The 20,355-nt window shown below is 73.7% G+C and carries 21 protein-coding genes and 1 pseudogene; 17 read left to right on the top strand and 5 right to left on the bottom strand.

Annotation, left to right across the window (positions count from 1 at the left end):
* Nucleotides 1–104: 104 nt before the first annotated feature.
* The 5 genes from nadD (at nt 105) to AB0H57_RS24370 (ending at nt 3,553) form a co-directional block, all read left to right on the top strand.
* The gene (gene nadD / locus AB0H57_RS24390; protein ID WP_357510131.1) at nt 105–734 is read left to right on the top strand and encodes a nicotinate-nucleotide adenylyltransferase; all 630 of its coding nucleotides are present in this window, start codon (nt 105–107) and stop codon (nt 732–734) included.
* A gap of 77 nt (nt 735–811) precedes the next feature.
* Nucleotides 812–1,216 (top strand): ribosome silencing factor, encoded by a 405-nt coding sequence (rsfS, locus tag AB0H57_RS24385; protein WP_357510129.1) that lies wholly within the window; start codon nt 812–814, stop codon nt 1,214–1,216.
* Nucleotides 1,213–1,842 (top strand): histidine phosphatase family protein, encoded by a 630-nt coding sequence (locus tag AB0H57_RS24380; protein WP_357510127.1) that lies wholly within the window; start codon nt 1,213–1,215, stop codon nt 1,840–1,842. Before rsfS ends, AB0H57_RS24380 begins: the two co-directional genes overlap by 4 nt.
* A gap of 49 nt (nt 1,843–1,891) precedes the next feature.
* Complete coding sequence (locus tag AB0H57_RS24375) at nt 1,892–2,740, top strand: DegV family protein (protein WP_357510125.1); 849 nt, start codon at nt 1,892–1,894, stop codon at nt 2,738–2,740.
* Between the two features lie 45 nt (nt 2,741–2,785).
* Complete coding sequence (locus tag AB0H57_RS24370; protein WP_357510123.1) at nt 2,786–3,553, top strand: SDR family oxidoreductase; 768 nt, start codon at nt 2,786–2,788, stop codon at nt 3,551–3,553.
* A 67-nt stretch (nt 3,554–3,620) separates the two neighbouring features.
* Here the strand turns inward: AB0H57_RS24370 and AB0H57_RS24365 are convergent, their stop codons facing one another.
* A complete protein-coding gene (locus tag AB0H57_RS24365) occupies nt 3,621–3,770 on the bottom strand; it encodes a hypothetical protein (protein ID WP_357510121.1) in 150 nt (49 codons plus the stop codon).
* Nucleotides 3,771–3,946: 176 nt separating this feature from the next.
* On the opposite strand from AB0H57_RS24365, the gene AB0H57_RS24360 reads away from it, so the two are divergent.
* The 4 genes from AB0H57_RS24360 to AB0H57_RS24345 all read left to right on the top strand — a co-directional run bounded on the left by AB0H57_RS24360 (nt 3,947) and on the right by AB0H57_RS24345 (nt 8,977).
* Nucleotides 3,947–4,981, top strand: a complete 1,035-nt coding sequence (locus AB0H57_RS24360) for a ComEA family DNA-binding protein (protein WP_357510119.1) — start codon at nt 3,947–3,949, stop codon at nt 4,979–4,981.
* 41 nt (nt 4,982–5,022) lie between these two features.
* Nucleotides 5,023–7,422, top strand: coding sequence for a ComEC/Rec2 family competence protein (locus tag AB0H57_RS24355; protein WP_357510141.1), 2,400 nt, complete (start codon nt 5,023–5,025; stop codon nt 7,420–7,422).
* Between the two features lie 125 nt (nt 7,423–7,547).
* Nucleotides 7,548–8,528 (top strand): DNA polymerase III subunit delta, encoded by a 981-nt coding sequence (gene holA, locus AB0H57_RS24350; RefSeq protein ID WP_357510117.1) that lies wholly within the window; start codon nt 7,548–7,550, stop codon nt 8,526–8,528.
* On the top strand, nt 8,525–8,977 hold the full coding sequence (locus tag AB0H57_RS24345; RefSeq protein WP_357510115.1) for a hypothetical protein: 453 nt from the start codon (nt 8,525–8,527) through the stop codon (nt 8,975–8,977). Before holA ends, AB0H57_RS24345 begins: the two co-directional genes overlap by 4 nt.
* A gap of 174 nt (nt 8,978–9,151) precedes the next feature.
* Here the strand turns inward: AB0H57_RS24345 and rpsT are convergent, their stop codons facing one another.
* Both rpsT and AB0H57_RS24335 read right to left on the bottom strand, forming a co-directional pair.
* Nucleotides 9,152–9,418 carry a 30S ribosomal protein S20 gene (gene rpsT / locus AB0H57_RS24340; RefSeq protein WP_357510113.1) on the bottom strand — a complete coding sequence of 89 codons (267 nt, stop codon included), beginning with the start codon at nt 9,416–9,418 and terminating at the stop codon, nt 9,152–9,154.
* Nucleotides 9,419–9,529: 111 nt separating this feature from the next.
* The gene (locus AB0H57_RS24335; RefSeq protein WP_357510139.1) at nt 9,530–10,522 is read right to left on the bottom strand and encodes an aminoglycoside phosphotransferase family protein; all 993 of its coding nucleotides are present in this window, start codon (nt 10,520–10,522) and stop codon (nt 9,530–9,532) included.
* A gap of 62 nt (nt 10,523–10,584) precedes the next feature.
* Here AB0H57_RS24335 and AB0H57_RS24330 point away from each other — a divergent pair, with 62 nt between their 5' ends.
* From AB0H57_RS24330 to AB0H57_RS24295, 8 genes and pseudogenes are all read left to right on the top strand, one after another.
* A complete protein-coding gene (locus tag AB0H57_RS24330) occupies nt 10,585–11,121 on the top strand; it encodes a DUF4240 domain-containing protein (RefSeq protein WP_357510111.1) in 537 nt (178 codons plus the stop codon).
* Nucleotides 11,122–11,247: 126 nt separating this feature from the next.
* A complete protein-coding gene (gene lepA / locus AB0H57_RS24325) occupies nt 11,248–13,128 on the top strand; it encodes a translation elongation factor 4 (protein WP_357510109.1) in 1,881 nt (626 codons plus the stop codon).
* A 441-nt stretch (nt 13,129–13,569) separates the two neighbouring features.
* Nucleotides 13,570–13,857 carry a GlsB/YeaQ/YmgE family stress response membrane protein gene (locus AB0H57_RS24320; RefSeq protein ID WP_357510107.1) on the top strand — a complete coding sequence of 96 codons (288 nt, stop codon included), beginning with the start codon at nt 13,570–13,572 and terminating at the stop codon, nt 13,855–13,857.
* Nucleotides 13,858–14,202: 345 nt separating this feature from the next.
* Nucleotides 14,203–14,490: a GlsB/YeaQ/YmgE family stress response membrane protein gene (locus AB0H57_RS24315; protein ID WP_357510105.1), complete on the top strand. Its 288-nt coding sequence runs from the start codon at nt 14,203–14,205 to the stop codon at nt 14,488–14,490.
* A 218-nt stretch (nt 14,491–14,708) separates the two neighbouring features.
* Nucleotides 14,709–15,998: a sugar ABC transporter substrate-binding protein gene (locus tag AB0H57_RS24310; protein ID WP_357510103.1), complete on the top strand. Its 1,290-nt coding sequence runs from the start codon at nt 14,709–14,711 to the stop codon at nt 15,996–15,998.
* Nucleotides 15,995–16,978: a sugar ABC transporter permease gene (locus AB0H57_RS24305; protein ID WP_357510101.1), complete on the top strand. Its 984-nt coding sequence runs from the start codon at nt 15,995–15,997 to the stop codon at nt 16,976–16,978. Before AB0H57_RS24310 ends, AB0H57_RS24305 begins: the two co-directional genes overlap by 4 nt.
* Nucleotides 16,975–17,805, top strand: coding sequence for a carbohydrate ABC transporter permease (locus AB0H57_RS24300; RefSeq protein ID WP_357510099.1), 831 nt, complete (start codon nt 16,975–16,977; stop codon nt 17,803–17,805). Before AB0H57_RS24305 ends, AB0H57_RS24300 begins: the two co-directional genes overlap by 4 nt.
* Nucleotides 17,806–17,894: 89 nt before the next feature.
* Nucleotides 17,895–18,526, top strand: a pseudogene (locus AB0H57_RS24295) (MOSC domain-containing protein).
* Between the two features lie 37 nt (nt 18,527–18,563).
* On the opposite strand, the gene AB0H57_RS24290 reads toward AB0H57_RS24295, so the two are convergent.
* Nucleotides 18,564–19,421: a hypothetical protein gene (locus AB0H57_RS24290; RefSeq protein WP_357510097.1), complete on the bottom strand. Its 858-nt coding sequence runs from the start codon at nt 19,419–19,421 to the stop codon at nt 18,564–18,566.
* A gap of 135 nt (nt 19,422–19,556) precedes the next feature.
* The gene (locus AB0H57_RS24285; protein ID WP_357510095.1) at nt 19,557–20,339 is read right to left on the bottom strand and encodes an enoyl-CoA hydratase-related protein; all 783 of its coding nucleotides are present in this window, start codon (nt 20,337–20,339) and stop codon (nt 19,557–19,559) included.
* Nucleotides 20,340–20,355: the final 16 nt, after the last annotated feature.

Genomic DNA, 20,355 nt, shown 5'->3' with positions numbered 1-20,355 from the left:
CAAGAGGGTGTCGAGGTCTTGCGTCACAACATGATCATCGGCACCCTCCCTTCATGCCCAGACATCGACCCCTGACATCGGAACTACTCGTCTAGGATCGCGGGGTGGAGGAAGACATCCGGCGGATCGGGATCATGGGCGGCACCTTCGACCCGATCCATCACGGTCACCTCGTGGCCGCCAGCGAGGTGGCGGACCGGTTCGGGCTGGACGAGGTGGTCTTCGTGCCGACCGGGCAGCCCTGGCAGAAGGCGGACGAACCGGTCAGCCCGCCGGAGGACCGCTACCTGATGACGGTGATCGCCACCGCGTCCAACCCGCGCTTCCAGGTCAGCCGGGTCGACATCGACCGCGGCGGCCCGACCTACACCATCGACACCCTCCGCGACCTGCACGCCGCGTACGGCCCGAAGGCGCAGCTGTTCTTCATCACCGGGGCGGACGCGCTGGAGCGGATCCTCTCCTGGAAGGACCTGGACGAGGTCCTCGAACTGGCCCACTTCATCGGGGTCACCCGGCCCGGCTTCGAACTCTCCGACAAGCACCTGCCGGCCGACACGGTCAGCCTGATCCAGGTGCCCGCGATGGCCATCTCGTCCACCGACTGCCGCGCCCGGGTGGCCCGCGGCGAGCCGGTCTGGTACCTGGTGCCCGACGGTGTGGTGCAGTACATCGCGAAACGGCGGCTCTACCAGCAGGACGGTGCGGGGAGATGGCCCGGTTCGTCCCGGTAACCGGCAACAACTGACCGGTCGTGCCGTCGCCGGGTGTGAGAGGCTTGGAGCATCGCACGGTTGATCGAAGGAGAACGTTGACAATTTCCGAACGCGCCCGCGAGCTGGCGACCGCCGCCGCGCAGGCCGCCGCCGACAAAAAGGCGCAGGACATCGTCATCATCGACGTGGGCGACCAGCTCGCCATCACCGACGCCTTCGTGCTCGCCGCCGCCCCCAACGAGCGGCAGGTGCTGGCCATCGTCGACGCCATCGAGGAGCGCCTGCTGGAGCTCCCGGAGAAGGCGAAGCCGGTCCGGCGCGAGGGCGAGCGTGGGGGTCGCTGGGTGCTGCTCGACTACGTCGACGTCGTGGTGCACGTCCAGCACACCGAGGAGCGCGAGTTCTACGCGCTCGACCGGCTCTGGAAGGACTGCCCGCAGGTCCCGTTCGTGGACCGGGACCTCGCCGACTCGACCGCCGGCACCGCCAGCGCCGAATGACCCGACTGATCGTCTGGCGGCACGGCAACACCGAGTGGAATGCCACCAGCCGGGTCCAGGGCCAGACCGACGTCTCCCTCAACGACCTCGGCCGTGAGCAGGCCCGCGCCGCGGCACCGCTGCTCGCCGCGCTGCGGCCCGACGCCATCGTCGCCAGCGACCTGCGCCGGGCGGCGGACACCGCCGCCGCGCTCGCCGCGCTGACCGGCCTGCCGGTCCGTTCCGACGCCCGGCTGCGTGAACGCCACTTCGGCCGGTGGCAGGGCCTCTTCCTCACCGAGGCCGCCGAGCGGTTCCCCACCGAGTTCGCCCGCTGGCGGGCTGGTGACCCCGATCCCGGCGCCGGCCTGGAGACCCTCGACGACCTCGGCAAGCGGGTCGCCGCCGCGTTCACCGACGCGGCGGAGGTCACCCCCGGCGGCACCATCGTGCTGGCCACCCACGGCGGCGCCGCCCGGCAGGGCATCGGCCACCTGCTCGGCTGGGACCACGGCGTGCTGCGCAGCGTCGGCTCGCTGGCCAACTGCCACTGGACCGAGCTGCGGCACGACGACACCCGGGGCTGGCACCTGCGGGCGCACAACGTCGGCTTGATCACCGCCCCCGTGCCGGCCGAGCCGGTCTGAGGCCGTCCGCCCCGGGCGCCGGACGACGGGATCCGCTAGCGTGCCGGGCATGCCCGTCGCGGTCGTCACCGACTCCACCGCCTACCTGCCGCCCGAGCTGGTGCAGGCGCACCGGCTGACCGTGGTGCCGCTGACCGTGGTGCTCAACGGCGCGGAAGGACTGGAGGGGGTGGAGACCATCCCGGCGGACGCCACCGCGGCGCTGCGCGGCCGGCGGGTGTCGGTGAGCACCTCCCGTCCCGCGCCCGAGCAGTTCGCCCGGACGTACCGACAACTGCTGGACGGCGGCGCCGACGGCGTGGTTTCGGTGCACCTGTCGGCCGAGCTCTCCGGCACCGTCGAGGCGGCCCGGCTGGCCGCCGCGGAGGTCGGCGGCGACCGGGTCGAGGTGGTCGACAGCCGTTCCACCGGCATGGGGCTGGGCTTCCCAGTGCTCGCGGCGGTCACCGCCGCGGCGGCCGGCGTGGACCTGGCCGGCGTACGCGACGCGGCGGTTGCCGCCGTCGACCGCACCACCATCTTCTTCTACGTCGACACGCTGGAGTTCCTGCGCCGGGGTGGCCGGATCAACGCGGCCGAGGCGCTGCTCGGCACCGCCCTGTCGGTGAAGCCGATCATGCACATGCCGGACGGCGCGATCGTGCTCAAGGACAAGGTGCGCACCGCGAGCCGGGGGGTGGCCCGACTGGTCGACCTCGCGGTCGAGGCGGCCGGCGACGGCCAGGTCGACCTGGCTGTGCACCACCTCGCCGCGCCCGAGCGGGCCGACCAGTTGCGGCAGGCGCTCACCGAGCGGCTCGGCGACCGGCTCCGCGACACGTACGTCACCGAGGCCGGCGCGGTGATCGCCGCGCACGCCGGCCCCGGCCTCGCCTGCGTCGTCCTCCACCGCCGCTGAGTTGACACCGCCACCGTAGGAACCTAGAAACCCGGAGGTGGACCGATGTCCCACGTGGTGACCGGCGGCGGCCGGGGAGTGGGCCGGGCCGTGGTGGAACGGCTGCTCGCGGCCGGCGGCACGGTGGTGGTGATCGAACGGGACCCGGCCGCGCTGGCCTGGGTGGCCGGTCATCCCGCCGGTGACCGGGTGGTGCCCGTCACCGGTGACGCCGCCGACGAGGACGTCACCGGCCACGCCGCCGACCTCGCCGAGCGGGCGGCGCCGCTGCGCGGTTGGGTGAACAACGCGGCCGTGTTCCGCGACGCCTCCGTGCACACCGCCCCGGCGGCCGAGGTGTTCGACCTGATCGCGGCCAACCTGCGCCCGGCGGTGACCGGCTCGGCCACGGCCGTACGCCGATTCCTGGAGGCCGGCACCGGCGGCGCCGTCGTCAACGTCTCCTCCCACCAGGCGGCCCGCCCGGTCCCCGGCGCACTGCCGTACGCGACGGCCAAGGCCGCCGTCGAGGGGCTGACCCGGGCCCTGGCGGTCGACTACGGCCGGTACGGCGTGCGGGTCAACGCGGTGGCGCTCGGCTCGGTGACCACCGAACGGCACGATGCCTTCCTCGCCGGCCAGCCCTCGACCGAGGCGGAACGGATCTCCGGCGAACTCGCCCGGCTGCACCCGCTGGGGCGGATCGCCGGCGCCGACGAGGCGGCGGCGGCCGTGGCGTACCTGCTGTCGGCGGACGCGAGCTTCGTCAACGGGGTGACGCTGCCGGTGGACGGCGGGCGGGCGGCGCTCGGCCTCGACCCGGAGGCGCACTGAGCACTCCGGGCCTCCGGCGTGGGACGGGGCGGGGCCCGCGGCCTGTCGCGCGGGACCGCCCCGGCCGTCACCAGTGGTGGTCGCAGCGGCAGTGTTCGTTGTGGTTGACGCTGGTGCGGTCGGTGGCGGTGTGCGTCGCGGTGTGGCTGCCTCCGGTGACGGCGGCGTTGGTGACCTGACGGCGGGCATAGCAGGACACCTCGACCTTCAGCGCCAAACGTGAGCGAGATTCATCAGAAAGGCGGAGCCGGGCCGACCCGGTTCGAGGAGCAGGGCCCGTTCGCGCCATAGCAGACCGGCGCATGATCAGGCGGTTGTCCACAGGCGCGGTCGCTGTCCACAGCCGCCCGCTCGGGCCGGAACGAGCGGCCCGGCAGGCCCTACCGTCGCGGCGTGTCGGAGGACGAGGAGACGCGGGTGCGGCGGCGGCTGTTCCGGGTGACCGGCGGGGCGGCGACCGCGCCCGCTGGGGCGGCGCAACGGCGGGACGACGGCCGGGCGGCGGGGCCGCCGCGACCGCCCGACGGGCCGGTCCCGGCGCGGCCGGCGGCCGTCCTCCGTCCCGCCGGCCCGCACCCCGACGGGCTCGCCGGCCGCCGTCCCGGGCCGCACCCCGACGGGCTTTCTGGCCGCCGTCCCGATCCCCACCTCGAAGGGCTCGCCGACCCACCCGCCGCGAGCACCGGTCCGCCCCTCGACCCGTCCGCGGCCGGGTCCACCGACCCGCCGGCTCCGAACGGTGCGGCCGGCGCGCCGTCCCGGCTGCCCGGCCCGGCCGCGTTCGATCCCGGCCGGCGCGGGGTCCGCGCGTTGGCCGCCGTCGCCGCCGTGGTGGTGCTCGGCGCCGCGCTGTGGGCGTGGCGGTCCCGGCCGGCGGCCGAGCCGGTCCGTCCGCCGGCCGCCGCCGCGGCTCCCACCGGCCCGGAGGCCGCGGTCGACCCCGGGCCCGCCGGACCGGAACCGACCGCCGCCACCGAGCTGGTGGTGGCGGTGGCCGGCAAGGTACGCCGACCCGGCCTGGTCCGGCTGCCGGCCGGCGCCCGGGTCGGTGACGCCCTCGACGCCGCCGGGGGCGCGCTGCCCGGCGTGGAGGTGGCCCTGCTCAACCCGGCTCGGAAGGTGACCGACGGGGAGCTGATCCTGGTCGGGGTGACCGCCCCGCCCGGGCAGCCCGCCCCGGCGGCGACCGGCGCGGCGGGCGCGGGGCCGGCGGGCGGCCCCGCCCCGGCAGCCGGCGGCCGGGTCAACCTGAACACTGCCAGCCTGGCCGAGCTCGACACGCTGCCCGGCGTCGGGCCGGTGCTGGCCCAGCGGATCATCGCCCACCGTGACCAACTCGGCGGGTTCCGGTCGGTCGGCGACCTGCGCCAGGTGGAGGGGATCGGCGACGCCCGGTACGAGCAGCTCAAGGACCTGGTGACGGTGTGACCGCGCGACCGGGACACACCGCGCGGGCGGGCCGGAGCGGGGTGGACGCCGAGCGGACTGGGGAGGCCGCCGAGCCGGACCGGCAGGACGTACCCGATCTCCGGCTGGCCGGCCTCGCGACGGCGGCCTGGCTGGCCGCGCTGGCCGGATTGCGGCTGACCGCCGGGACGGCCGCCCTGCTGGCCGCGGTGGCCGCCGGGCTCGCCGGGCTGACCGCCGCCCACCTGCTCGGCGTCCTCGGCCCTCCCCGCGCCCCCGCCCGCCGGTACGGCTGGATCGCCGTCGCCGTGCTGCTCGGGGTGGTGTGCGGCGCCGGCCTCACCGCCACCCGGCTGGCCGCCCGCGACGCGCCGCCGATCCGGGGCCTGGTCGAGGAGCGGGTCGCGGTCACCGTCGAGCTGGTCGTCCGGGACGATCCGCGGCCGCTCCGCGGGGTCGCCGGGCGGCCGGCCACCCTGCTGGTCCCGGCCGAGCTGCGGTCGGTGACCACCGGGGACGGCCGGCGGGTGACCGCCTCCGTACGGATGCTGGTGCTGGCCACCGGCGACGGCTGGCGGGGGCTGCTGCCCGGCCAACGGCTCACCGCGCAGGGGCGCACCGCCGCGCCCCGGGGTGGTGACCTGACGGCGGTGGTGCTGACCGTGACCGAAGCGCCGAGGCTGCACGGCGAGTCGTCCTGGGCGCAGCGGGCCGCCGGTGCGCTGCGGGCCGGGCTGCAACGCGCGTGCGCGCCGCTGCCCGACGAACAGGGTGGCCTGCTGCCGGGCCTGGTGGTGGGCGACACCAGCCGGTTGCCGTCGACGGTGGAGGAGGACTTCCGGGCCACCGGGATGACCCATTTGAACGCGGTGTCGGGCAGCAACGTGGCCATCGTGGTGGGTGCCGTGCTGCTGCTGGCGCGGTGGGCCCGGGCCGGCCCCTGGCTGGCCGTCGCCCTCTGCGGGCTGGCGCTGGTCGGCTTCGTGATCCTGGTCCGCCCGTCGCCGAGCGTCGTCCGGGCCGCCACCATGGGGGCGATCGGGTTGGCCGCGCTGGCCGCCGGCCGGCCCCGGGCCGCGCTGCCTGCCCTGGCCGCGGCGGTGACCGTGCTGGTGATGGTGGACCCGGAGCTGGCCGGTGACCCGGGCTTCGCGCTGTCCGTGCTGGCCACCGGTGGGCTGCTGCTGTTCGCGCCGCCCTGGCGGGACGCGCTGCGCCGGCGCGGGGTTCCGGCCGGGCTGGCCGAGGCGCTGGCGGTGCCGGCGGCGGCCCAGCTCGCCTGCGGCCCGGTGGTGGCGGGCATCTCCGGCACGGTGAGCCTGGTGGCCGTCCCGGCGAACCTGCTGGCGGTTCCGGCCGTCGCGCCGGCCACCGTGTTCGGCGTGGTGGCCGCCCTCATCTCGCCGGTCTGGCCGGCCGGGGCGGAGTTCGCCGCCTGGCTGGGGAGCTGGCCGGCGTGGTGGCTGGTGTGCATCGCCCGGTACGGGGCGCGGCTGCCGGCCGGCACGCTGCCCTGGCCGGGCGGCACGCTCGGGGCCCTGCTGCTCGCCGCGCTGACGGTGGCGTTGCTGGTGGCGGCCCGCCGGCCGGTGCTGCGCCGGCTGCTGACGGTCGTCGCGGTGGCGGTGGTGCTCGGCGCGCTGCCGGTGCGCCTGCTCGCCCCCGGGTGGCCGCCGCAAGGCTGGGTGGTGGTGGCCTGCGCGGTGGGGCAGGGCGACACCGTGGTGCTGCCGGTCGCGCCGGGCCGGGCGGTGGTGGTCGACGCCGGACCGGAACCGGGAGAGGCGGACGCCTGCCTGCGCCGGCTGGGCGTACGGGAGGTGCCGCTGCTGGTGGTCAGCCACTTCCACGCCGACCACATCGGCGGGGTGGCCGGGATGTTCCGGGGACGGCGGGTGGCGGCGGTGCTGGTGCCGGGCTGGTGGGAGCCGGCCGCCGGTCGGGCCCTGGTGCGGGCCGCGGCGGCCACCGGCGGCACGTCGCTCCGGCCCGCCGTGGCCGGTGAGCGCTTCCGGTTCGGCGCTGTCGAGCTGGCGGTGCTCGGGCCGCCGTACCCGCTGCGGGGCACCCGCTCGGATCCCAACAACAACTCGGTCATCCTGCGGGCGACCGTGGCCGGGGTCGGCATCCTGCTGCCCGGCGACGCCGAGACGGAACAGCAGCGGGCGCTGCTGGACCGCGCCCCGCCCGGCGCGTTCCGGGCCGACGTGCTGAAGGTGGCCCACCACGGCAGCGCCTACCAGGATCCGGACTTCCTGGACGCGGTCCGCCCGGCGGTGGCCCTGGTGCCGGTCGGCGCGGGCAACGGGTACGGCCACCCCAGTCAGGAGGTGCTGGGCCGGCTGGCCCGCAGCGGCGCCCGGGTGCTGCGTACCGACACTGACGGGGACGTTGCGGTGGTGTGGGGGCGGCACGGGCTGGCGGTGGTCTCCCGGGGCCTCGACCCCGGCCACCGGCCCTGATCTGCGCTCGGGCAACTTGCCGGGAATGATGAGACTGCGGTGAATGTCGGGATTTGCGATGTGTGCGGGGCCGGCCGCCGGAGGGTGGAACGAGCAGGCACGATACGGCGCGGGGCCGTGCGAGTATGGGCGGCGTGACCGCCGCCAGTCTCCCCCCCATTCTGCTCGTCCTGGGCGACGAGGAGCTGCTCGCCACGCGCGCCGTTTCCGAAACGGTGGCGGCGGCCCGCGCGGTCGATCCGGGCGTGGACGTCCGGGAGTACCAGGCGGGCGCACTCGCCGTCGGGGAGATCGCCGAGATGCTCAGCCCGTCGCTGTTCGGCGGGCGGCGGGTGCTGGTGCTCCGCGCCGGCCAGGACGCCCGCAAGGACCTGGTCACCGCGCTGCTCGCGTACGCGAAGAACCCCGACCCGGAGGTGCAGTTGGTCGTGCTGCATCTCGGGGGCGCCAAGGGCAAGGCCTTCGCCGACGGGCTGCGCGCCGCCGGCGCCACGGTGGTCCCCGCCGCGAAGCTCAAGGGGCACCGGGAACGGGTGGCGTTCGTGCGCGACGAGATCCGCCGCGGCGGCGGCAGGTGCACCGAGGACGCGGCCGAGGCGTTGATCGCCGCGGTCGGCACGGACCTGCGCGAGCTGGCGGCGGCCTGTTCGCAGCTGCTCGCCGACACCGACGGCCGGATCGGGGCGGAGACGGTGTCCCGCTACTACCGGGGTCGGGTCGAGGTGAGTGGCTTCACGGTCGCCGACGCCACCATGGTCGGGGACGTGGCGGGGGCGCTGGAGGCGCTGCGGTGGGCGCTGCACGTCGGGGTCGACCCGGTGCCGATCGCCGATGCCCTGGCCGACGGGGTCCGGACGGTGGCCCGGGTCGCCGCCGCCGGCCGGGGCGACCCGTACCAGCTCGCCAGCACCCTGGGCATGCCCGCCTGGAAGATCAAGAACGCCCAGCAGCGGGCCCGGGGCTGGACGCCGGAGGGCCTGGTGGTGGCGATGCGGGTCGCCGCCGAGTGCAACGCGGCCGTCAAGGGCGGCGCGGACGACCGGGCGTACGCCCTGGAGAAGGCGGTCTTCTCGGTCGCCGCCGCGCGACAGGGCGGCGGCCGGTGACCGGGGCGCCCCGCACGGCCTGGGCCACCATCCCGGCGGACGAGGAGCGGTTCCGGCCGCTCTACGCCCGGCTGCTCGGCCTGCGCTTCGTCAACCCCGGCGGGGTGCTCTGCTTCCTCTTCTTCGAGGGCGCCGTCGCGCTGGCCGTCCTGCTCGCCCTCGCCGAGCTGGTCAGCTGGTGGGCGGTGCTGGTGCTGCCGGCCGCGGTGGCGGTGATGGTGAAGCTCAACGACGTGGTGGCCGAGGTGGTGGTCCGCTCCGCGGCCCTGGTGCCCGAGCAGGAGCGGGACCGCTTCCGCCGGGAGATGGAGCCGGCCGTGGGGCGGGTGGCGGTGGACTGGTCCGCCCACGCCGTGCCCGGTGTGGTGATCGGGTCCGGCTCCGCGCTGCCCGCCGCCGACCGCAAGCACGAGCTGCCCGGCTGGGAGCGGCGCGAGCCATCGCACTGACCGCCCGGCGGCGGGGTCGCCCCGGCCGGGTCGGGGTTCCGCCCGGCGACCCGGGGCGGGCCGCGCGGGCCGGGCCTGCGCCCGGAGACGCAGACAACCGGAAGCCCGGAGACGCAGACAACCGGAAGCCCCGGGTCGGACCCGGGGCTTCCGGTCAGGTCTGGGCTCGGCCGGTCAGGCCGAGAAGGATGCCACCCGCTTGGCGATGGCCGACTTGCGGTTGGCCGCCTGGTTGCCGTGGATGACGCCCTTGCTGGCAGCCTGGTCCAGCTTACGGGCGGCGTCCCGCATCAGCGCGGTGGCCTTCTCGGTGTCGCCGGCCTCGGCAGCCTCGTGGAACTTCCGGATGGCGGTCTTCAGCGACGACTTGACCGACTTGTTACGCAGCCGGCGCTTCTCGTTCTGCCGGTTGCGCTTGATCTGGGACTTGATGTTCGCCACGCGACAGCCTCGTCTTGATAGCTCGGGTTGGTCTGCTTACACGCAACGAGCATGGGTCATCGCCGCGCGAAAAGCCAGGTTACCAGGTCTGCCCGGACGAGCCAAAACGGCTCAGGTCCACCCTCGCCGGGCGGCCAGCCAGCCGAGCGCCTGCTCCCCGCTGAACCGCTGGTGGGACCGGATGTGCGGGGAGGCGGTCGAGGGGCCGGCCGGGGCGCTGGTGAGAAAGTATCCGGCGAGCGCGGCGAGGGTCACGTCGAGCGCGTCCGGCGGCGCGCCGGCGGCGGCCGGGTGGGTGGCGAAGGCGACGTCCGCGTCCGGTCCGGCGGTGCGGCCGGTGAGCAGCAGGGTGACCAGGTCGAACCAGGGCGGGCCGTGACAGAGCCAGGTCCAGTCGCAGAACCAGGCCCGCCCGGCGGGGTCGAGCAGCACGTTGTCCACCCGCAGGTCGCCGTGGATCAGCCCGGACGCGGGCGCCGCGTACGCCGGCAGCCGCGCCTCCAGGGCCGCCAGGTCCGGCAGCCGCCGGGCGGCCCACGGCGGCAGCTGCGGGACCGGCTCGTGGCCGGCGGCCACGTCGCCCCAGCGCAGGATGTCCTCCCGGGCCAGGTCGGCGAGGTGGGGCGGCCGGAGCGCGACCAGGCCCGCCGGGGGCGTGGCGAGCGCGGCGGCCACCTCTGCGTACCCGTCCAGGACAGCGGCCAGCTCGGCCGGGGCCCAGGGCAGCCGGGGCGTCCGGCCGTCGACGGCGTCCAGGCCGACGGCGTACCAACCGGCCTCGGCCAGGGCCCAGCGCGGGCGGGGGACCGCCAGGCCGGCCGGGAGCCAGGCGAGGACGGCCGCCTCCCGGTGGTACCAGTCGGCGAGGTGCCGCTGGTGGGCCAGGTCGGCGGCCTTCACGAACGCCCGGGCCCCGTCGGCGGTCGCCAGCACCGCGGCGAACCCGCGGGTGAAGCCCGCCCCGGCGCTGCGCGCCGACACCACGGGCCCGCCGAGCCGCGCGGCCACCGCGGCGCGCAGGGCCGCCGGCAGCGCCGGCCACGACGGACGTACGGCGGTGGCGTGGTAGGGCACCGGGCTGGCTGCGGTCACGCCTCCCAGGATGCCCGAGGCGAGGCGGCCCGGCCGGGACCGCTTGTCGGCCGGCTCTGCCAGACTGCGAGACCATGCGGACCGACGAGTTCTGGCAGTTGATCGACGAGGCGCGGGCGGGCGCCGGGGGAGAGGCCGACGCGGTCGCGGCCCGGGTGGTCGCGCTGCTCGCCGAGCGCGACCCGGCGGACATCGCCGGGTACGCCGAGCATCAGCGCCGGGTGCTCGTCGCCTCCTACCAGGTCGACCTCTGGGGCGCGGCGTACCTGATCAACGGCGGCGCCTCCGACGACGGCTTCGAGCACTTCCGGGGTTGGCTGATGACCCAGGGTCGGGCGGTCTTCGCGAGGGCGGTGGGTGACCCCGACTCGCTGGCCGAGCTGCCGAGGGTCCGGGCCGCCGCGCTCAGCGGCGAGGAGTTCGAGTGTCCCGACATGCTGACGGTGGCCTGGGCGGCGTACCGGAAGGCGACCGCCACCGAGCTGCCGGCCGAGCGGGACGCGGTGGTCCAGCCGGACCTCAACGACTTCTGGGACTTCGACGACGAGGAGGAGGCCCGCCGGCGGCTGCCGAAGCTGGCCGCCCTCTTCGTCGAGCCGCCGCAGGAGTGACGCCCCTCCGGGGCCCGTCCGGCCGGCACCGGAGGAGTGATCCGACCGCGTCCGGAGCGACGTGGGAGCATAGAGGGGGCCGGCGCGCGCCGGCCCGCTCACGTCAGCCGACCAGAACGGACCGCTGTGCCACCGACGCTCGATCCCGGCGCGAACGCTCCTGGTGCCACCGACCCGGCGCGGATCAGGAACTTCTGCATCATCGCCCACATCGACCACGGGAAGTCGACCCTGGCCGACCGGATGCTGCAGCTCACCGGCGTGGTCGACCCACGGCAGATGCGCGCGCAATACCTCGACCGGATGGACATCGAGCGCGAGCGTGGCATCACCATCAAGAGCCAGGCCGTCCGGATGCCGTGGACCATCCGGGAGGGCGAGCGGGCCGGTGAGCAGGCCGTCCTCAACATGATCGACACTCCGGGCCACGTCGACTTCACCTACGAGGTGTCCCGCTCGCTGGCCGCCTGTGAGGGCGCCCTGCTGCTGGTCGACGCCGCGCAGGGCATCGAGGCGCAGACCCTGGCCAACCTCTACCTGGCGCTCGAGAACGACCTGAAGATCATCCCGGTCCTCAACAAGATCGACCTGCCGGCCGCCCAGCCGGAGAAGTACGCCGAGGAGCTGGCCCACCTGATCGGCGGCGACCCGGCCGACTGCATCCGGGTCTCCGGCAAGACCGGCGACGGCGTGCCGTACCTGCTCGACGAGATCGTCCGGCAGTTCGTCCCGCCGGTCGGTGACGCCGCCGCCCCCGCCCGGGCGATGATCTTCGACTCGGTGTACGACGTCTACCGGGGCGTGGTCACCTACGTCCGGGTGATCGACGGTCGGATCAGCGCCCGGGACCGGATCAAGATGATGTCCACCGCCGCGGTGCACGAGCTGCTGGAGATCGGCGTCATCTCGCCGGAGATGGTGAAGGCCGACGCGCTCGGCGTCGGTGAGGTGGGCTATCTGATCACCGGGGTCAAGGACGTCCGGCAGTCCCGGGTCGGTGACACGGTCACCATCAACTCGCGGCCGGCGGCCGAGGCGCTGGGTGGCTACAAGGACCCGAAGCCGATGGTCTACTCCGGCCTCTACCCGATCGACGGCTCGGACTACCCGAACCTGCGCGAGGCGCTGGACAAGCTCAAGCTCAATGACGCCGCCCTCGACTACGAGCCGGAGACGTCCGGCGCGCTGGGCTTCGGTTTCCGCTGCGGCTTCCTCGGCCTGCTCCACCTGGAGATCATCCGGGAGCGGCTGGAGCGGGAGTACAACCTCGACCTGATCTCCACCGCCCCCAACGTGGTCTACCGGGCCATCACCGAGGACGGCCAGGAGATCGTGGTGACCAACCCGAGCGAGTACCCGACGGGCAAGATCGCCGAGGTGTACGAGCCGGTGGTGCGGGCCACCGTGCTCACCCCGAATGACTACGTCGGCGCGGTGATGGAGCTGTGCCAGGGGCGCCGGGGCAGCCTGCTCGGCATGGACTACCTCTCCGCCGACCGGGTGGAGCTGCGCTACACGCTGCCCCTCGCCGAGATCATCTTCGACTTCTTCGACCAGTTGAAGAGCCGCACCAAGGGCTACGCCTCGCTGGACTACGAGCCCTCCGGCGAGCAGGCGTCCGACCTGGTCAAGGTGGACATCCTGCTGCACGGCGAGCCGGTGGACGCGTTCAGCGCGATCGTGCACAAGGACAAGGCGTACGCGTACGGCACCACCATCGCCGCCAAGCTGCGCAACCTGATCCCGCGGCAGCAGTTCGAGGTGCCCATCCAGGCCGCCATCGGCAGCCGGGTCATCGCCCGGGAGACCATCCGGGCGATCCGCAAGGACGTGCTCGCCAAGTGCTACGGCGGTGACATCAGCCGTAAGCGCAAGCTGCTGGAGAAGCAGAAGGAGGGCAAGAAGCGGATGAAGATGGTCGGCCGGGTGGAGGTCCCCCAGGAGGCCTTCATCGCCGCCCTCTCCTCCGACTCCGGCGACGGCAAGCCTCCCGCCGGGAAGAAGTGACGCCAGCCGGGTTCTCCGGAGCCACCTGACGGCGGCGCGGTGACCCCGGACCGCCGGACCGAGCCGGGCGGCGGAGCCACGTGCGACCGAGCGCGACACCGCAGAGTGCCCCTGAGGTGTCGCGCTCGTTTCGTTTGACGAGGCGGCGGTAGCCCGGGCCTCGGCGGGCGGGCCGGCCGAGGCGCCAGCGGGAGCGGAGACCGAAACCGGCTGGCCGGCGGAGGAATTTTCGCTCTGTCCGCCACGCCCCCGATGATCGTTCCTGCCCCGCTGAGCTGCGGCTGTCGTCCGCCGCCGGCGCGATCGAGGCAGCCGCGGGCATCGACGGTCGGCCACCTGTTGGGGCTGAGTCGGTTTGGGTTCTCGGCGGGTCGGGCATCTAGCGGTCACGACAGGAAACACACCAAACGGTGTGACAGTAGCTTTTCGAGGAGAATCGACATGGAGCTCACCGTCTGGGGCATCATCACCGCCCTGTTCGTCGGTCTGATCGTCGGGGCGCTCGGCCGGCTGGCCGTCCCCGGCCGCAACCCGATGCCGATCTGGCTGCACATGCTCATCGGTGTGGGCGCCGCGCTGCTCGGTACGGTCCTCGCCCGGGCGATCGGCATCGCCACCGAGACTGCCGGCATCGACTGGCGTGAGCTGCTCGTCCAGGTGGTGCTGGCCGCCATCGCGGTCGCCCTGGTGTCCGGCGTGGGCCGTCGCCGCCACGTCACCCACCGGTAATTCCGCGACATCTCGCGACCTCAGCGGGCGCCCGACCGATCCGGTCGGGCGCCCGCTTCGCGTCGGTGACCGTTCGTCTCCGTGGCTCCCCGATTCACCGAGGATGGCGCGCGTCGATGGCCACCGGCCCTTCGGGCGCCCGGCCGACGCGCGTAGGCGCCTCCGGGGTTGCCCCGGGAGGCGGCGTCTGTGCAGGGAGAACGGCATGCATCGTCCCAGATCGGGTGATCCGGCCCCGGCTGCGGCCGAAATTCGGTTTGGCAATTCGGCGGCCCGGGAATCTATTGCTCCGACAGGAAAACCACACAGTTTGGTGTGACTGAGTCTTGAAGGAGGAGGGCGACCATGGAGCTCACCGTTTGGGGCATCATCACCGCCCTGTTTGTCGGTCTGATCGTCGGGGCGCTCGGCCGGCTGGCCGTCCCCGGCCGCAACCCGATGCCGATCTGGCTGCACATGCTCATCGGTGTGGGCGCCGCGCTGCTCGGTACGGTCCTCGCCCGGGCGATCGGCATCGCCACCGAGACCGCCGGCATCGACTGGCGTGAGCTGCTCGTCCAGGTGGTGCTGGCCGCCATCGCCGTCGCCCTGGTCTCCGGGGTGGGTCGCCGACGCGGCGTCTCGCGCTACTGATCCCACGCACCCCAGCGGGCGTCCGACCCTCGTGGTCGGACGCCCGCTCGCGGGTGTCCCGCCGGCCCCGTGGTGACTCGTCCCGATCTGCCGCCCCACCGCACTCCTGCGGTACCGTCGCCTCGCGCGGCTCGCCACCGCCCCCTGTCGTAAAGAAATTTTACCTACTAAGGTGCGGCGGAGAAGGTTAGTGCCAGGACGGCGCGAGGGAGAGTGGCGTGAACAGGTGGAAGCGGCTGGCCCCGGTCACCGCCTTCGTGGCGTCGGCCGCGATGGTGCTCACCGGCTGCGGAGGCTCCGACAAGGCGGAGTCCCCCGACAACAGCAAGCTGACGGTCTGGATGATGGGCGAGGGCGGCGACGAGCAGACGGCGTTCCTCGACGGCGTCGAGACCGAGTTCCGCAAGAAGCATCCCGACACCGACGTGGTGGTCCAGTACGTTCCCTGGCTCGAGGCGCCGAAGAAGTTCCAGGCGGCGCTCGCCGGCGGTGAGGGACCGGACGTCACCGAGCTCGGCAACACCGAGACCCAGGGCTGGGCGGAGCAGGAAGCCCTCGCCGACGTCTCCGACAAGTTCAACGGCTGGGCCGAGGGCAAGGACATCCTGCCCGACCTGGTCAAGAACGCCCAGCTCGACGGCAAGCAGTACGGCGTGCCGTGGTACGCGGGCGTGCGCGCCGTCTACTACCGCACCGACTGGTTCGCCGAGGCCGGCGTGCAGCCGCCGAAGACCTGGGACGACATGGTGGCCGCCGCCAAGGCCGTCCAGGCCAAGAAGCCCGGCACGTACGGCATCGCCCTGCCCGGCAACTCGGAGCTGCCGTTCTACTCCTTCCTCTGGGGCGCCGGCGCGGAGATCGCCACCAAGCAGGGCGACACCTGGAAGTCCGGTTACAACACGCCGGAGGCACAGAAGGCGGTCAAGTTCTGGACCGACCTGGTCACCGTGCACAAGGTCGCCCCGCCCGCGGCGGCCGGCTGGAACGAGGTCGACGCCCGTACCCAGTTCGCCACCGGCAGGGCCGCGATGGCCTTCGCCGGCAGCTGGCAGGGGGGCGCGATGAAGAAGGACAACCCCGAGATCGAGAAGGTGTGGGGCACCTTCCCCATCCCCGGCCCGGACGGCCAGGCGGCCCCCGCCTTCGCCGGTGGCTCGGACGTCGCCATCTGGAAGGACAGCGAGCGGCAGGCGCTGGCCTGGGACTACCTCACCGTCCTGCTGAGCAAGCAGAACGACAAGGAGTTCGCCGGCAGCCTCGGCTTCTTCCCGGTCTACCAGGACCTGGTCGGCGGCGGTGAGTACACCGACGACAAGGTGATGGGCGCGTTCGCCACCGCCATGCAGAACACCAAGCTGACCCCGCTGACCCCGAAGTGGGTGGAGGTCAGCCGGACCAAGACCGTGACCCAGGCGATGAACAGCGCGGTCATCAAGGGCCAGAAGACGGTCGAGCAGGCCACCGCCGACGCGGCCACCGAGATGGAAGGCATCTTGAACAGCAAGTGAGCCTACTGACCAAGGGCCCCGGGACGGCCGCCGCGCGGGAGACCCCCGCGCGGCGGCGGCCCCGCGTGGACCGCCTGCCGTACCTGCTGCTGCTGCCCTGCCTGGCGATCATCGCGGTGCTGCTGCTCTGGCCGCTCGGCCAGGTCGTCGCGATGTCGTTCTTCAAGCTGAACAACGTCCGGCAGTTGCGCGGGGACCGCGAGTGGCCGTGGGTGGGGCTGGCCAACTACGCCCAGATCCTGGGCGACCCGTTCTTCCGTACGGTGCTGCGCAACACGGTGCTCTTCGCCGCCGCGAACGTGGTGCTGACGATGATCCTCGGCACCCTGGTCGGCCTGCTGCTCAACCGGCTCGGCAAGCGGATGGCCACCTTTGTCGCCAGCTGCGTGATGCTGGCCTGGGCGACGCCGGCGCTGACCGGCACCATCGTCTGGAAGTGGATCTTCGACGACACCAGCGGCCTGGTGACCTGGCTGTTCAACAAGCTGCCCGACGGGCTCTCCACCGCCCTGTTCGGGCGCAGCGACTGGACCGGGTACGGCTGGTTCAACGCCCCGCTGCTCTTCTTCACCATCCTCACCCTGGTGGTGGTCTGGCACTCCTTCCCGTTCGTCGCGGTCAGCGTGCTGGCCGGGCTGAAGAGCGTGCCGAGCGAGCTGCAGGAGGCGGCGCGGGTCGACGGGGCCGGCCCGTGGCGGGTGTTCTGGTCGGTCACCTTCCCGGTGCTGCGGCCGGTCTTCGGGATCCTGGTGGTGCTCTCCACCATCTGGGACTTCAAGGTCTTCACCCAGCAGTTCGTGCTGGCCGGCGGCACCCAGGACCGCTCGACGTTCATGCTCTCCATCTACTCGTACGCCGAGGCGTTCTCCCCGCCGCCCAAGTACGGCCTCGGCGCGGCGATCGCGGTCATCCTCACCGCGATCCTGCTCCTGGTGACCGGCCTCTACGTCCGCATGGTGCTCCGGCAGGAGGAAGCGTGAAGCGGATCGCGCTGAACGGGGCCGGCCTGCTGGTCGCGCTCTTCGCGGCCTTCCCCGTCTACTGGATGGTCGCCACCTCGCTCAAACCGAACAGCGAGATCTTCGCGTCCACCCCACGGCCGGTGCCCACCGAGCCGACGCTGGAGCACTACCGGGAGATCCTCGGCGGCAACCTCATCCCGGGCGTCACGTTCCTCGACTTCTTCCTCAACAGCGTGCTGGTCGCCGTCGCCACCGTGCTGCTCAGCGGCCTGGTGGCGCTGCTGGCCGCGACCGCGGTGGCCCGGTTCCGGTTCAAGCTGCGGACCAGCTTCCTGATCATGCTGCTGGTGGTGCAGATGATCCCGCTGGAGGCGCTGGTCATCCCGCTGTTCCTGATGATCCAGCGGCTCGGGCTCTACAACACCCTGCCCAGCCTGATCCTGACCTACCTCGGCTTCTCGCTGCCGTTCGCGGTGTGGATGCTGCGCGGCTTCGTCGCGGCGGTGCCGAAGGAACTGGAGGAGGCGGCGGCCATCGACGGCGCCAGCCGGGCGCAGACCTTCCGCCGGATCCTCTTCCCGCTGGTGGCACCGGGCCTCGTGGCGACCAGCATCTTCTCCTTCATCACCGCCTGGAACGAGCTGATCTTCGCGTTGACCTTCATCAACGACCAGGGGCGCTACACCCTGCCGGTCGCGATGACGTTCTTCTTCGGCCGCGACGACACGGCCTGGGGGTCGGTGATGGCCGCGTCGACGCTGTTCACCCTCCCGGTGATCGTCTTCTTCCTGCTGGTGCAGCGCCGGATGGTCTCCGGGCTGGTCGCCGGCGCGGTGAAGGGGTAAGGCCGGGCCCTGCTCAACGCCTCCGGTAGAGCAGCGGCCCCCGGTTAACACAATCCGCGCCTCGCGGGGCTGCCCGTAGGCTCGTCGCCATGACGGGCAGAGTGGTGGCGGTGAACCTCGGGGTGGTGACCGAGGCGGAGTGGGCGGGCGACGCGAGCGGCCGCAGCGGGATCGACAAGCGGTCGGCCGACGGTCGGGTGCCCGTGTCGTCCGAGGGCGTGGCCGGCGACTTCATCGGCGAGCGGGCCCACCACGGCGGCCCCGACCAGGCCGTCTACGCGTACGCCGAGGAGGACGCCGGCTGGTGGGCCGCCGAGCTGGGCCCGGCGCCTTCGGCGAGAACCTGACCACGTACGCCGTGGACGTCACCGGGGCGGTGATCGGCGAGCAGTGGTCGATCGGTTCGGCGCTGCTCCAGGTGACCAAGCCGCGCACCCCGTGCACCACCTTCGCCGGCTTCTGGGGAATGCCGGATCTGATCAAGCGGTTCACCGTGCGCGCGGCGCCGGGGGCGTACCTGCGGGTGCTCCGGGAGGGCGACGTGGGCGCCGGTGACCCGATCGAGGTGGTGCACCGGCCCGGGCACGGGGTCACCATCGGCGAGGTGTTCCGGGCGATGAACCTGGAGCCGGCGCTGCTGCCGCGCCTGATCGAGGCGACCGACCTGCCCGAACCCCTGCGCGAGAAGGCCCACCGCCGGCTCTCCGGCATCCGCCCCTAGCCGCTCCGCCGCACCCGAAAGGGGCCGGCGGCGGGGCTCAGGCGTCGGCGAAGACCTCGGCCAGCACCTGCGCCTGGTCCGGCCGGTCGTCGGTGATCTTGTTCCACCGGCCGGCCCGGGCGGTCCACTCCAGCTCGCCGAAGCGGACCCGCTTCACCCCGTGGTCCTGGGCGTGCGAGACCAGCCAGTGCGCGTACCGCCAGCCGTCCCGGGGGTCGGGGGCGGGAACGGCCAGGCCGGTGAGGTCGGCGGCGGCGCTGCTCAACCCCCAGTCGAGGGTCAGCCCCTTGGTCAGCGCCAGCGTCGCCGCCTGCCCGCGCATCGTCGGGTACGGGCCGACCGCGCAGGCCACCGCGCCGGTCGCGTCGCCGAGCAGCGCCCGGGTCAGCACCGCCGACTCGTCCGACCACTTCTGGTACGCCTCCGGGAACGCCGACCGCTGCACCTTCTGCGCCGCGTCGGTGACCCGCATCCGCTCCCAGCCGCGCACCTTGGCCAGGGCGGCGTAGAACTTGTTGGCCGCGTACCTCGGGTCACGGATCTCCGCCGGGCTGCCCCAGCCCTGGCTCGGCCGCTGCTGGAACAGGCCCACCGAGTCCCGGTCACCGCCGGCCAGGTTGCGCAGCCCGGACTCCTGGAACGCGGTGGCCAGCGCGACCACCACGGCCCGCTCGGGCAGTTGGCGCTGGATGCCGATCGCGGCGATGGTGGCGGCGTTGGCCATCTGGTCGCCGTCGAGCACGACCCGGCCGTCGGCCTGCACCACGCAGGACCGGTCGGCCACCGGGAGGCGCAGCTTGTCGCCCACCTGCCGGGCGAGGAACCAGACTCCGACCACGGCGACGAGAACGAAGACCACTCCACCTGCCACGACTGCCCGAGTTCGCACCCGCACCTCCCGTTCCGACAGTCCGACAAGAGTACGTTCCGGAACCCGGCGTGCGGGTCGTCCGACCGGTTGGCCTCCGTTCCGTGTCGCACCGGCTGCACAGTGTGTCGGGGTTCCCCCACCCGGCGGCCGGAAACCGGGTCAGTCGACCGGCACCCAGGCGGCCGGCCGCTTCTCCCGGAAGGCCGCCACCCCCTCCCGGCCCTCCTCGGACAGGAAGTAGCCGGTGGAGCGGGCGGCCAGCTCGGCGATCTCGGCGCGCAGGTCGGTGGCGGCCGGCCGGCGCAGCAGCTCCTTGGCCCCGGCCAGCGCCGTCGGCGCGCCCCGCACCAGCGACGCGCAGCAGCGCGCCACCGCCTGGTCCAGCTCGGCGGCCGGCACGGCGGCGGTGACCAGGCCGACCTCGGCGGCCCGGCGGCCGTCGAAGGTGTCGCCGGTGAGGTAGAGCTCGGCGGCGGCCCGGGGCTGGAGGCGGGGCAGCACGGTGGCGGAGATGACCGCCGGGATGACCCCGATCCGGACCTCGGTGAAGGCGAAGGTGGCCGCCTCGGCGCAGATCGCCAGGTCGGCCGCCGCGATCAGGCCCAGCCCGCCGGCCCGCGCCGGCCCGGCCACCCGGGCCACCACCGGCTTCGGGCACTCCCAGACCGCGGCCAGCACGTCGCCCAGCTTTCCGGCGGGCACCGAGCCGCTGGCGTACGCGGCGGCGGTCTCCTTCAGGTCCGCGCCCGAGCAGAAGACCGGGCCGGTGTGGTCCAGCACGATCACCCGGACCGTGTCGTCGGCGACCGCGGCGGCCAGCCCGTCCAGCAGTTCGGTCATCAGCGGGGTGGAGAGCGCGTTGCGGTTGTGCGGGCTGTCCAGGGTGAGGGTGGTCACCCCACGGGCCGTGGAGACCCGCACGAGCGCGTCGGAGGAGGTCATGCCGGGCACACTAGTG

This window comes from Micromonospora sp. NPDC050686 (genome assembly GCF_040654475.1).
Classification (GTDB): Bacteria; Actinomycetota; Actinomycetes; order Mycobacteriales; family Micromonosporaceae; genus Micromonospora.
Note: the sequence above shows the minus strand (reverse complement) of the source record. Positions and strands in the feature narration are given on the sequence as shown.

Bases quoted from the DNA above. Each gene is read 5' to 3' on its own strand.
- AB0H57_RS24330 (WP_357510111.1), top strand. From the start codon at position 10,585: ATGCGGACCGACGAGTTCTGGCAGTTGATCGACGAGGCGCGGGCGGGC.
- AB0H57_RS24315 (WP_357510105.1), top strand. From the start codon at position 14,203: ATGGAGCTCACCGTTTGGGGCATCATCACCGCCCTGTTTGTCGGTCTG.
- AB0H57_RS24370 (WP_357510123.1), top strand. From the start codon at position 2,786: ATGTCCCACGTGGTGACCGGCGGCGGCCGGGGAGTGGGCCGGGCCGTG.
- holA (WP_357510117.1), top strand. From the start codon at position 7,548: ATGGGCGGCGTGACCGCCGCCAGTCTCCCCCCCATTCTGCTCGTCCTG.
- AB0H57_RS24320 (WP_357510107.1), top strand. From the start codon at position 13,570: ATGGAGCTCACCGTCTGGGGCATCATCACCGCCCTGTTCGTCGGTCTG.
- AB0H57_RS24380 (WP_357510127.1), top strand. From the start codon at position 1,213: ATGACCCGACTGATCGTCTGGCGGCACGGCAACACCGAGTGGAATGCC.
- AB0H57_RS24285 (WP_357510095.1), bottom strand. From the start codon at position 20,339: ATGACCTCCTCCGACGCGCTCGTGCGGGTCTCCACGGCCCGTGGGGTG.
- AB0H57_RS24375 (WP_357510125.1), top strand. From the start codon at position 1,892: ATGCCCGTCGCGGTCGTCACCGACTCCACCGCCTACCTGCCGCCCGAG.